Below are 12,429 nucleotides of genomic sequence, written 5' to 3'. Positions count from 1 at the left end.
TGCTGCTTAAGCGTGTGGAAGTATAACACAGAGCGTGGGCCTGTGTTTCAGACGGCATCGGTATGTTAATAAAAAACACCGCCCGAAGGCGGTGTTGATTTAAGCATAAATTATTTACGCAGACCCAGGCGGGTAATCAGTGTACGGTAAGTATCAGGCTGAGTACGACGCAGGTAAGACAATAGGCGACGACGTTGGCTAACCATTTTCAACAGGCCGCGACGGCTGTGGTGGTCTTTAGGGTTGGCTTTGAAGTGAGGAGTCAGGTCGTTGATGCGGAAAGTCAACAGAGCGACTTGTACTTCAGAAGAACCGGTATCGCCTTCTTTGCGTTGGAAATCTTTAACAATTTGTGCTTTTTGTTCTACGGTCAATGCCATGATGGATAACTCCGAAAATAAAAGAACCTTTTCAGGTTCGGACAAGTTTGCCAAGCCAAACGACCTAAGCAAACTCCTAAGCGCCTTTTTATAAAGACGGGCGGATTATGCCACAATTTGTCTCTGTGTGCCACATCTTTTCAGACGGCCAAAAAAAGCGGCGATACCTTCCAGTACCGCCAAAGCTGCTTTGGTGATAAAACTAAACTTTATTTGCTTGCACAGCGGAAGCCTAAGTTATTTAAAACATATTTGGATTGCAGGCTGGTACGGATGCCGTAGCGCAAGAAAGCAGCATAGTTGGATGGGTCGCTTGAGCCTACGGATGCGCCGCTACAGAACATTTGTGTGTTGGATGAGCCGGCTGAGAGTTGGCTGCTGTTGAAGTCTTCAGTCCATTCCCAAATCAGGCCGTGCATATCGTATACGCCCCAGTAGTTGGGTTTGTTTTTACCGATGTCATGCAGGCCGTTGCGGCCGCCGTCTGCATACCAATCCAAGATGGTACGGTTGTAGCCGGGTTCGGCAGAGCCGTCTTTTTGAGTGGCAGAGGCCAAGCCTGCAAATTCCCACTCGTCAATAGTCGGCAGGCGTTTGCCTTTGGAAACGCAGTAGGCATTGGCGGCAAACCATGAAACATTGGTTACCGGATGTTTGAGTTCGCTGGCTTTAGGCGCATAACTGTTGCTGCCGTTTTTTACCCAATGTTTCAGGTAAGCTTTTTCAGCTTGTTTGGAGCTGATTTTGTCTTTTTGCCATTGTGGATGTGTTTTCAAAAATTCGGCAAATTCGGCATTGGTTACAGGATATTTGTCAAGTTGGAAGGGTTTGACTTTAATAAGGGAAGTCTCTTTTTTGAGATAGAGAGGGCGATAGCTGCCTCCTTCGATTTTTACCATTTCGGCTGCAAATGTATTGCCGCAGATTAAGGCACTGCCTAAGAGGAGGAGTCGTATGAGTTTCATGGTACGCCCTTATTATCGTTTGAAAACAGAAAATTTATTTTTAAGATAGCCTAATCATAACAAGGCCGTCTGAAAAATCAATCTGTCTGATTGAATAGGAAGATTAATTGTGATGGAAGCCACTGCGACTCTAAGAGAAGAGTAGCAGTGGCTTGGCGTATTAAACCGAGGGATTATTTAGCGGCTTCAGAAGCAGCAGGTGCGGCAGACGCAGCGGCTGGGGCAGAAGCGGCAGCACCGGCAGGTTGGTAAACGGTGTCGCTCAGTTTTTTGGTCATGATTTCAGGGTTTTCGTTACCCTCAACTTTCAATTGACCCAAAGCACCTTTGTTGAACGCACGGAAGATAGAGTGGTCAACTATAGTGTAGCTGCCTGGAATATCGACTTTGAATTCGATCATGGCGGCGCCACCGGCAGGAATCACAGTGCTTTGTACGTTTTCGTTAATCAGTTTACCACCTTCAACATATACTTTGTCGAAGATTTCGCCGATAACGTGGAAAGAAGATACCAAGTTAGGACCACCGTTACCAACGTACATACGAACAGTTTCACCAGCTTTGGCTTTCAGGGCGTTGTCACCGGCGATAGAGCCTACGTGACCGTTGAATACAACGTATTCAGGTTGTTCGGCAATGGCTTTATCCATGTCGAAAGGTTGCAGACCTTGAGCGCCTTTTTTACCTTTAGTATAGAAGTCGCCTTGTACGATGTAGAACTCTTTATCTACTTTAGGCAGGCCTTCTTTAGGTTCAACCAAGATCAAACCGTACATACCGTTGGCGATGTGCATACCTACAGGAGCAACGGCACAGTGGTAAATGTACAAACCGGCTTGCAGAGCTTTAAAGCTGAAAGTAGAAGTGTGGCCTGGGGCAGTGAAAGAAGCTTCTGCACCACCGCCTTGACCGGTAGCAGCGTGGAAGTCAACGTTGTGAGGAACGGTAGAAGAAGGATTGTTAGAGAATTCTACTTCTACGGTATCGCCTTCGCGTACACGGATCATTTGGCCCGGAACGTCGCCGTTGAATGTCCAGTAGTGGTATTCAACACCGTCTTCCATAGTCATGGTTTTTTCGACGGTTTCCATTTTAACGCGTACTTTAGCCGGATGATCGCGATCGATTGCAGGTGGAACTTCCGGAGCGTGAGTCATGATGGCATCGACTACAGGCAATTCTGAAGAAGGAGTCTCGGCAGCAGCTTGTGAGTCAGAAGCAGCAGCAGGAGCTTCGGCAGAAGCGGTGGCAGCCGGAGTTTCAGCTGGTTTAGCAGCTTGTTCGCCGCATGCGGCCAGTGCAAATACAGAAGCGATAAGTGCAGCTAAGGTTTGGCGTTTCATGTTTAAAGTTTCCTTATTGTAAGAAAAGTTAAGTATCCTGATAGGATGGTTTGAAATTTTGTATGATTATGTAGGCGCTTGTTTGGGTGTATTTTGATATAAATCAAATTGTTCAATGAATATGAATCTTTTAATCCTTAAATACTCCTTTAGTAGTATAAAAAACTAAACCGAAAAGTTTATTTTTGTGTGAAAATGTTAGTGTGGGCTTAACACAAAATATAACAAAGGAGGAGTTATACAGGATAATAGGAATCAATATCATGTAAGTTAATGGTTTTAAAGGAATATTATTGACAAAATATTTCTTTACTTTTAAAACCGTGATACAATCTTTAACATTCATATTTGATGAATTAATACCCAACCACTTTTTACCAAAATCAAGGAGTACTCAAAATGGGACAGTACAAGAAGCTTTGGTACTTGCTGTTTGCCGTACTGGCAGTATGCTTTACCATTCTTGGTTATATGGGTAGCGAGGTCTATAAAAAGGCTCCGCCATACCCTGAACAAGTCGTTTCTGCATCCGGCAAAGTCCTGATGACCAAAGACGATATTTTGGCAGGTCAATCTGCATGGCAAACTACCGGCGGTATGGAAGTTGGCTCTGTATTGGGTCACGGTGCATACCAAGCTCCGGACTGGACTGCCGACTGGCTGCACCGCGAGCTGGTTGCATGGTTGGATCTGACTGCGCAAGAAACTTACGGCAAAAAATTTGACGAAGTTTCTCCTGAGGAACAAGCTGTTCTGAAAACCCGTTTGGCTGACGAATACCGCAACCAAAGCCGTGTTAAGGAAGATGGTTCTGTCGTTGTCAGCGAAACCCGCGTGAAAGCGATCGAAAGCATCCTGCCTTACTACCACGGTGTGTACAGCGACGATCCTAAGTTCCAAACCACTCGCGAACACTTTGCAATGAAAAACAACACATTGCCAAGCCCAGAAGCGCGTGAAAAACTGTTCAACTTCTTCTTCTGGACTTCTTGGTCTGCTTCGACCAACCGTCCTGACGAAACTTTTACCTACACAAACAACTGGCCGCACGAGCCTTTGATCAACAACGTACCGACTACTGAAAACTATATGTGGTCTTTCACCAGCGTGGTATTGTTGCTGATGGGTATCGGCTTGCTGATGTGGGGTTACTCTTTCTTGACCAAACATGAAGAGGTTGAAGTACCTACTGAAGATCCTATCTCTAAAGTACAACTGACTCCTTCTCAAAAAGCGTTGGGCAAATATGTATTCCTGACTGTTGCGCTGTTTGTCGTACAAGTACTGTTGGGTGGTTTGACCGCTCACTATACTGTCGAAGGTCAAGGCTTCTACGGTATCGATACCGCCTTGGGCTTTGAAATGGCCGACTGGTTCCCATATGCGCTGACCCGTACTTGGCACATCCAATCCGCTATTTTCTGGATTGCAACCGGCTTCCTGACAGCAGGTCTGTTCTTGGCTCCGATTGTGAACGGCGGTAAAGATCCTAAATTCCAACGTGCCGGTGTGAACTTCCTGTACATCGCCCTGTTCATCGTAGTCGGCGGTTCTTATGCAGGTAACTTCTTTGCTTTGACCCACATCATTCCGCCTGAGCTGAACTTCTGGTTCGGTCACCAAGGTTACGAATACTTGGATCTGGGTCGCTTCTGGCAACTTCTGCTGATGGTCGGCTTGCTGTTGTGGCTGTTCCTGATGTTGCGTTGCACCATCTCTGCCTTTAAAGAAAAAGGTACAGACAAAAACCTGTTGGCTATCTTCGTAGCTTCTATGGTCGGTGTGGGTGCGTTCTATGCTCCTGGCCTGTTCTACGGTGAGAAATCTCCAATTGCAGTGATGGAATACTGGCGTTGGTGGGTGGTTCACCTGTGGGTAGAAGGCTTCTTCGAAGTGTTCGCTACTGCAGCCTTCGCATTCATCTTCTACAACATGGGCTTTGTTCGCCGTAGTACTGCTACTGCTTCTACTCTGGCCGCCGCCGCCATCTTCATGTTGGGCGGTATCCCAGGTACATTACACCACTTGTACTTCTCCGGCTCTACCTCTGCTTCTATGGCAATCGGTGCATGTTTCTCCGCTTTGGAAGTTGTGCCTTTGGTTCTGCTGGGTCGTGAAGCTTACGAACACTGGTCTTACCAACACCTGTCCGACTGGGCGAAACGTCTGCGTTGGCCTCTGATGTGCTTCGTAGCAGTTGCCTTCTGGAACATGATCGGTGCCGGTGTATTCGGCTTCCTGATTAACCCGCCGATTTCCCTGTTCTACATCCAAGGTCTGAACACTACTGCAGTTCACGCTCACGCGGCTCTGTTCGGTGTGTATGGTTTCTTGGCTCTGGGCTTCGTATTGCTGGTTGCACGCTACCTGAAACCTAATGCTCAATTTGACGACAAACTGATGACTTGGGGCTTCTGGCTGCTGAACGGCGGTCTGGTGGGTATGATTGCCATCAGCCTGTTGCCAGTTGGCGTGATTCAAGCTTACGCTTCTATCACTCACGGTCTGTGGTATGCGCGTAGCGAAGAGTTCCTGCAAATGGAAATCTTGGATACCCTGCGTTGGGTTCGTACCGCTGCTGACTTGATCTTCATCGGTGGTGCTGTCTGCGTTGCTATCCAAGCTACCAAAATCGTATTCAGCCGCGATAAATAATCTTAAGCTGAATTAAATCGAAGGCCGTCTGAAAAGTTTTCAGATGGCCTTTCTGTTATAATTTCAATATTCTTAAATTGACAAGACAAAACATTATGTTCAACCAAGCTGCTCAAGAGCTGACCACTGTTCGCGATTTATTGCGTTTCGCCGTCAGCCGTTTTAATGATGCCGGACTGTTTTTCGGACACGGAAGTGATAATGCCCATGACGAGGCAGCCTATCTGATTTTGCACACTTTAAACCTGCCTTTGGATACGTTGGAGCCTTATTTGGATGCCAAATTGTTGCAAAGTGAGAAGGAAGAAGTGTTGTCGATTATCGAACGCCGCGCAGTGGAACATATTCCTGCCGCATATCTGACGCATCAGGCATGGCAGGGCGAGTTTGATTTTTATGTCGATGAGCGCGTTATTGTGCCTCGTTCTTTCATTTACGAATTGCTGGGCGACGGTATCCGTCCTTGGATTGAACATGATGAGTTGGTACATCGAGCTTTGGATTTGTGTACCGGTAGCGGTTGTTTAGCCATTCAAATGGCGCACCACTATCCCGATGCACAAATCGATGCCGTTGATTTGAGCTTGGATGCGCTGGAAGTGGCCGCCATCAATATCGAAGATTATGGCTTGGAAGACCGCATCAGCTTGGTGCATACCGATTTGTTTGAAGGTCTGGATGAAACCTACGACTTGATTGTTTCCAATCCGCCTTATGTCGATGCGGAATCTGTGGAAGCGTTGCCTGATGAATACCTGTACGAGCCGGAATTGGCTTTGGGTAGTGGTGAAGATGGTTTGGACGCTACACGTCAAATTATTCTGCAAGCGGCGAAATATTTGAATCCAAAAGGTGTATTGTTGGTTGAAATCGGTCACAACCGTGAGGTATTGGAAGCGGCTTATCCCGAATTACCGTTTACTTGGTTGGAAACCAGCGGTGGCGACGGGTTTGTATTCTTATTGACCCGTGAGCAATTGTTGGGTGAAGAATAAATTGTTTTAATGTAATTGAAACAGAGGCCGTCTGAAAAAAAATTCAGACGGCCTCTATTTTGTAATGTCTTTAATGTTTTAAGAAAATACAAATGCCTATGATATGTCGGCTGTGAAATCCAAGCAGGCTTTGAAACTATGGCTTATAATATTTGTCATAGTTTCTAATGTCAGTGGATTTTTATTACTGACTTTTTGTAGAACATATACTGCCAAACTCCATATTATGAATAATTATTTAAAATCAGGCCTGTTGGCTGCTGCCTTGTTCAGTATGCCCGTTGCCGCCTTTGCCCAGCAACATACCGTTTATTTCAATCAAAACGGTAAACTGACGGCGACCATGCCTTCGGTTGCTTATGTCCGCCAATACAAGATTGAGGCAGGTAAGGCGCAGGTGCAGGATTTTTACTATCCATCGATGAAAAAATATTCTGATCCTTATGAAGTACCTGCCGGTCAGATTAAGGTTTTTGTGCCGGCTCTGGACAATGGCACACTGACCCTGTGGCATTTTAACGGGCAGAAAAAGATGGTTGGCAGCTATCGCAACGGCAAGCCGCACGGTGAGTGGATTAACTGGTATCCAAACGGCAAAAAATCTGCGGTGATGCCTTATCAAAATGGCCTGAGTGAGGGCGTGGGTTCCCGCTATTACCGAAATGGCGTGAAAGAAAGCGAAATTCAGTTTAAGCACGATAAAGCCAATGGCTATTGGAAACAATGGTATTCAGACGGCAGCCCGAAAACCGAAATGATGATGAGCAATGACAAACCAACGGAGATCATCAGTTGGGATGAAAATGGCCGCATCGTGTCTGAATTGAGTATTCGCAACGGCAAACGCAGCGGCATCATTTTGGATTGGTATGATGATGGTGCGAAGAAATCCGAGTTGGTTTATAAAGACGACCAGTTGGTGAAAAAAACTTTTTGGGATACGGACGGATACGTCCTCGAATAATTTTGATTATAAAAAACCGCAGGCTGAACAGCTTGCGGTTTTTTTATTACATGCAGCCTTTGTTTTGGCATAGGGTAAATAACGGCGCGCCGCTTTCACGGATTTTTTTGCCGCCGTCCAAGTCGGTAAATTCTAAAATGGCAGCCGCTTCGATTACTTCACCGCCCAGTTTGCGGATCAGCTCGACGCCTGCCAGCATTGTGCCGCCGGTTGCCACCAAATCATCTACCAACAAAACGCGTGCGCCCGGCTTGATGGCGTCGGTATGGATTTCTACCGTTGCTTCGCCATATTCCAAAGCGTAACTTTGAGAAACCGTATCAAACGGTAGTTTGCCTTTTTTACGGATGGGAACAAAGCCGACGTTCAGTTGATAGGCCAAAGCTGCACCAATGATGAAGCCGCGCGCATCCAAGCCCGCAACAACATCAACTTTTTGCCCCATATAGCGGTAAACCAGTAAATCGACCAGCAGGCGGAAATATTCTGCGCTTTGCAAAACGGGAGTAATGTCATGAAACAAAATCCCTTTTTGAGGCCAGTTTTCAATTTTACGGATTTTGTCCGCCAAAGCCTCTACGCCCATTACTTCAGGATGAATCAACATCTCGACATTCCGAAATCAAAAAGTTTTTAACACGATATTGTAGCGGTCATATGCGGACTTGCCAAATTAATCGATACAATAGCCAAATTTTGCAACATGCCGTCTGAAATTCCGAGAAACATTGTGTTGTGTTATAATTTACAGGTACATACCATCGGCTGAACCACCATGCAAAATCATAAAAAAGGCAATATTTACATCATTTCTGCCGCTTCCGGCACAGGTAAAACGACCTTGGTGTCGCGCCTGTTGAAAAATCATGACGACATCCGTGTTTCCATTTCTCATACCACGCGTCAGCCACGTGAGGGTGAGGCACATGGTGTGCATTACCACTTTGTTCCCAAAGAAGAATTTGAATCGCTGATTGAGCAAAGAGCCTTTTTGGAACACGCCAATGTGTTCGGTAATTATTACGGCACCAGCATCGCCGGCGTGAATTCGTTGAGCGAAGAGGGCTATGACGTAATTTTGGAAATTGATGTGCAAGGTGCGGCGCAAGTGCGTAAATCGTTGCCTGAAGCCAGCAGTATTTTTATCCTGCCGCCTTCCTTTGAAGTATTGGCGCAACGTTTGATCGGCCGTGGTACAGACAGCGAAGAAGTTATTCAAACACGCCTTTCAAAAGCACGTCATGAGATTGAGCAATCCGTTTTGTTCGATTACGTCGTTGTGAATGACGATTTGGATCGTGCCGAAGCCGATTTGTTCCACATTATTAAAGCAGGCCGTCTGAAAAAATCCTCTCAACAGGGATTTATCTCAAACCTGTTGGAAAATTCGTAAAAAACAGCGAAAATAACCGTTTTATTTGAAACATAGAAAGAAAGCAAGCAAACATGGCCCGTATTACTACTGAAGATTGCACAGGTAAAATCCCTAACCACTTCGACCTTACCCTCGTTGCCGCCCGTCGCGCACGCCAGCTTGAAAACGGCAACACGCCTTTGGTTGACGACATCCGCAACAACAAACCAACCGTAACCGCCCTGCGCGAAATCGCAGCCGGGCAAATCGGAACCGAGCTGCTGACCCGCAACAAATAAACCAACCGGCAAACCGATAAAACCGCCGCGCGGACTGTATCGGTGCGATATCACAACCGATACAGTCTGACGGCTTAAAAAAATAGCCATAAAAGGCCGTCTGAAAATGCCAGCCCCACTGCCTACCGCCCCCTATGACCCGCTGACAGCAGAAGCGCGCGAGCTTCTGTTTCGCACCGCATCCTATCTCAATACCAATGAGCAGGCCGAGCTTGAAAGAGCCGTTGCCTACGCTTTCCACGCCCATGACGGACAAACCCGTAAAAGCGGCGAACCCTACATCACCCATCCTCTCGCCGTTGCCACGCAGCTTGCGATTTGGCACATGGATGTTCAAGGTCTTTGCGCGGGCGTTATGCACGATGTATTGGAAGATACGGGTGTAACCAAAGTCGAAATGGCGGCAGAATTCGGCGATACCATTGCCGAAATGGTAGACGGCCTCTCCAAACTGGAAAAACTCAAATTTGAAGATCATGCCGAGCATCAGGCGGAAAGTTTCCGCAAACTTATCCTCGCCATGACTAAAGACGTGCGCGTCATCGTTGTCAAACTTGCCGACCGATTGCACAATATGCGCACCCTTGGCTCTATGCGTCCGGAAAAACGCCGCCGCATCGCCAAAGAAACCCTCGAAATCTATGCTCAAATCGCCAACCGCATTGGTCTGAACAATGCGTATCAAGAGCTTCAAGACTTATCGTTCCAAAACCTCCACCCAAGACGCTACGAAACCCTGAAAAAAGCCATGGACAACAGCCGCAAAAATCGCCGCGATGTTGTCGGCAAAGTGTTGCGTGCATTCGGTCAGCGTTTGGTCGGTGTCAATATTGAAGCCAAAATCAAAGGCCGCGAGAAAAACTTATACAGCATCCATCAAAAAATGCTGGCTAAAAAACTGCGTTTTGCCGAAGTGATGGATATTTACGGCTTTCGGGTCATCGTAAACAACATTCCTGCCTGTTATGCCGCGTTGGGCGCATTACATAATTTATACCACCCCAAGCCCGGCCGTTTTAAAGACTATATCGCCATTCCGAAAAGCAACGGTTATCAAAGCCTGCACACGACCTTGGTCGGCCCTTACGGTTTGCCGATCGAAGTGCAAATCCGTACGCGTGAAATGGATGCAGTGGCTGAGGGCGGTATTGCCGGCCATTGGATTTATAAATCCGGTGAAAATACTCCGGACCAAGCCGTCCTCCATATGAACCGGTGGATGAAAAATATTCTTGACCTGCAAGCCAGCAGTTCAAATGCCATCGAGTTTCTAGAGCATGTCAAAGTCGATTTGTTCCCCAACGAAGTCTATATCGTTACCCCGAAAGGCGATATCCTTACCTTGCCTAAAGGTGCGACGCCGATTGACTTTGCTTATGCAGTTCACACCAATATCGGTCATAAAACCGTTGCCGCGCGTATCAATAACGTCATGATGCCGTTGCGCACCAAGCTGAAAACCGGTGATACGGTAGAAATCATTACTTCCGAGCATGCCAAGCCTAATGTGGCATGGTTGAACTTTACCGTTTCCAGCCGTGCGCGCAGCGCCATCCGTCAATACATCAAAAATCTGAATCGTCACGATGCCGTTGTTTTGGGTGAAAACCTGCTGCAAAAAGCTTTATCCAGCCTGTTGCCTAAAGACATCCTGCTTTCAGACGACCTCAAAGAAAAATACCTTGCCGATTTGAATACCAAACAAACCTCGTTTGAAGAGGTTCTCTACAATGTCGGTATGGGGCATACTTTGCCGGTACACGTTGCCATGCACATTGCCGAGTTGGCGGGCCAACATTTTGGCAGCGCGGTCAAACTCAGCCCGATCAAAGTCAACGATCAAGAAACCGGCCGGATTCATTTTGCCGAATGTTGCCATCCGATTCCCGGCGATGCGATCCGCGCCTTATTGGTCAAAGACAAGGGTATGATTATCCACCGTGATACCTGTCAAACTTTGGTCAAAGCCGATCCGGAAGAGCAACTCGATGCGGGCTGGGACAGTTTGCGCAATCAAACGTACCGCACCATCCTCAACGTCAAATCCGAAGATGCGCATGGTTTGTTGGCTTCAATGGCGCAAGCGATTTCCAATTCCGGTGCGGATATCGAATCTGTCGATACGCCAACCAAAGCGCAAGCAGGAACGGAAGGTTTTGTAGAATTTAAATTCACAATTAAAGTCAAAGACTTGGATCAGGTTAATCAGATTATTCATGCAATGCATGCCAATCCGAATATCCGCAAAGTGATTCGAGGATGATCTCGTTATAAGCAAAGGCCGAGACCTTTGCAAAATTCCCCAAAATCCCCTAAATTCCCACTAAGACATTTAGGGGATTTTCCATGAGTACCTTCTTCCAACAAACCGCACAAGCCATGATTGCCAAACACATCGACCGCTTCCCACTATTGAAGTTGGATCAGGTGATTGATTGGCAACCGATCGAACAATACCTGAATCGTCAAAGAACCCGTTACCTCCGAGACCACCGCGGCCGTCCCGCCTATCTCCTGTTGTCCATGTTCAAAGCCGTCCTGCTCGGCCAATGGCACAGCCTCTCCGATCCCGAACTCGAACACAGCCTTATTACCCGCATCGATTTCAACCTGTTTTGCCGTTTTGACGAACTGAGCATCCCCAATTACAGCACCTTATGCCGCTACCGTAACTGGCTGGCGCAAGACAATACCCTGTCCGAACTGCTGGAACTGATTAACTGCCAACTGGCCGAGAAAAACCTAAAAGTAGAGAAAGCATCCGCCGCCGTCGTTGACGCCACCATTATTCAGACCGCCGGTAGCAAACAGCGCCAGGCCATAGAAGTCGATGACGAAGGACAAGTCAGCGGCCAAACCACACCGAGTAAAGACAGCGATGCCCGTTGGATAAAGAAAAACGGCCTCTACAGACTCGGTTACAAACAACATACCCGTACCGATGCGGAAGGCTATATCGAGAAACTGCATATTACCCCCGCCAACGCCCATGAGTGCAAACAGTTGTCGCCTTTATTGGAAGGTCTGCCCGAAGGTACGACCGTCTATGCCGACAAAGGCTATGACAGTGAAGAAAACCGGCAACATCTGGAAGAGCATCGGCTGCTGGACGGCATTATGCGCAAAGCACACCGTAACCATCCGCTGACGGAAGCGCAAACCAAACGCAACCGGTATTTGTCGAAGACCCGTTATGTGGTCGAACAAAGCTTCGGTACGCTGCACCGTAAATTCCGCTATGCCCGGGCAGCCTATTTCGGGCTGGTTAAAGTAAGTGCACAAAGCCATCTGAAGGCGATGTGTTTGAACCTTTTGAAAGCCGCCAACAGGCTAAGTGCGCCTGTTGCCGCCTAAAAGGCGGCCGGATGCCTGATTAATCAGGTATCCAAGGAGGATTAAGAGGGTATTTGAGTAGAATCAGTGGATATTTGAAACAAAAACAGCCGAAAACCTGTGTTTGGATTTCGGCTGTCG

11 protein-coding genes are annotated in these 12,429 nt (G+C 47.3%); 7 read left to right on the top strand and 4 right to left on the bottom strand.

The window, feature by feature from the left end; genetic code table 11:
• Positions 1 to 110 precede the first annotated feature (110 nt).
• The 3 genes from rpsO to nirK form a co-directional block, all read right to left on the bottom strand.
• Positions 111 to 380, bottom strand: coding sequence for a 30S ribosomal protein S15 (gene rpsO, locus KCG54_RS08105; protein ID WP_003679932.1), 270 nt, complete (start codon positions 378 to 380; stop codon positions 111 to 113).
• Positions 381 to 589: 209 nt separating this feature from the next.
• The gene (locus KCG54_RS08100) at positions 590 to 1,345 is read right to left on the bottom strand and encodes a formylglycine-generating enzyme family protein (protein WP_003745813.1); all 756 of its coding nucleotides are present in this window, start codon (positions 1,343 to 1,345) and stop codon (positions 590 to 592) included.
• A 173-nt stretch (positions 1,346 to 1,518) separates the two neighbouring features.
• Positions 1,519 to 2,688, bottom strand: a complete 1,170-nt coding sequence (gene nirK / locus KCG54_RS08095) for a copper-containing nitrite reductase (protein WP_004519389.1) — start codon at positions 2,686 to 2,688, stop codon at positions 1,519 to 1,521.
• 399 nt (positions 2,689 to 3,087) lie between these two features.
• On the opposite strand from nirK, the gene KCG54_RS08090 reads away from it, so the two are divergent.
• The 3 genes from KCG54_RS08090 to KCG54_RS08080 all read left to right on the top strand — a co-directional run bounded on the left by KCG54_RS08090 (position 3,088) and on the right by KCG54_RS08080 (position 7,302).
• Positions 3,088 to 5,343 carry a nitric-oxide reductase large subunit gene (locus KCG54_RS08090; RefSeq protein WP_254323888.1) on the top strand — a complete coding sequence of 752 codons (2,256 nt, stop codon included), beginning with the start codon at positions 3,088 to 3,090 and terminating at the stop codon, positions 5,341 to 5,343.
• Positions 5,344 to 5,438: 95 nt separating this feature from the next.
• On the top strand, positions 5,439 to 6,338 hold the full coding sequence (gene prmB / locus KCG54_RS08085; RefSeq protein ID WP_254323887.1) for a 50S ribosomal protein L3 N(5)-glutamine methyltransferase: 900 nt from the start codon (positions 5,439 to 5,441) through the stop codon (positions 6,336 to 6,338).
• A 226-nt stretch (positions 6,339 to 6,564) separates the two neighbouring features.
• Positions 6,565 to 7,302 carry a toxin-antitoxin system YwqK family antitoxin gene (locus tag KCG54_RS08080; RefSeq protein ID WP_432761004.1) on the top strand — a complete coding sequence of 246 codons (738 nt, stop codon included), beginning with the start codon at positions 6,565 to 6,567 and terminating at the stop codon, positions 7,300 to 7,302.
• 46 nt (positions 7,303 to 7,348) lie between these two features.
• Here KCG54_RS08080 and KCG54_RS08075 read toward each other — a convergent pair whose 3' ends face one another.
• Positions 7,349 to 7,909, bottom strand: a complete 561-nt coding sequence (locus KCG54_RS08075; RefSeq protein ID WP_003682296.1) for an adenine phosphoribosyltransferase — start codon at positions 7,907 to 7,909, stop codon at positions 7,349 to 7,351.
• Positions 7,910 to 8,077: 168 nt separating this feature from the next.
• Between KCG54_RS08075 and gmk the strand changes: the two genes are divergently transcribed.
• The 4 genes from gmk (at position 8,078) to KCG54_RS08055 (ending at position 12,309) form a co-directional block, all read left to right on the top strand.
• Positions 8,078 to 8,695, top strand: coding sequence for a guanylate kinase (gene gmk, locus KCG54_RS08070; protein WP_003686079.1), 618 nt, complete (start codon positions 8,078 to 8,080; stop codon positions 8,693 to 8,695).
• Between the two features lie 53 nt (positions 8,696 to 8,748).
• Entirely contained in the window at positions 8,749 to 8,955 is a 207-nt protein-coding gene (rpoZ, locus tag KCG54_RS08065; RefSeq protein ID WP_003682294.1) for a DNA-directed RNA polymerase subunit omega, read from the top strand.
• A gap of 106 nt (positions 8,956 to 9,061) precedes the next feature.
• Positions 9,062 to 11,218, top strand: a complete 2,157-nt coding sequence (locus KCG54_RS08060; protein ID WP_049335451.1) for a RelA/SpoT family protein — start codon at positions 9,062 to 9,064, stop codon at positions 11,216 to 11,218.
• An 83-nt stretch (positions 11,219 to 11,301) separates the two neighbouring features.
• Positions 11,302 to 12,309, top strand: coding sequence for an IS5 family transposase (locus tag KCG54_RS08055; protein ID WP_254323886.1), 1,008 nt, complete (start codon positions 11,302 to 11,304; stop codon positions 12,307 to 12,309).
• Positions 12,310 to 12,429 lie beyond the last annotated feature (120 nt).

This window comes from Neisseria subflava (assembly GCF_024205705.1).
In the GTDB taxonomy this organism is placed as follows: domain Bacteria; phylum Pseudomonadota; class Gammaproteobacteria; order Burkholderiales; family Neisseriaceae; genus Neisseria; species Neisseria subflava_D.
This window is presented reverse-complemented; position numbering and strand designations above follow the sequence as displayed.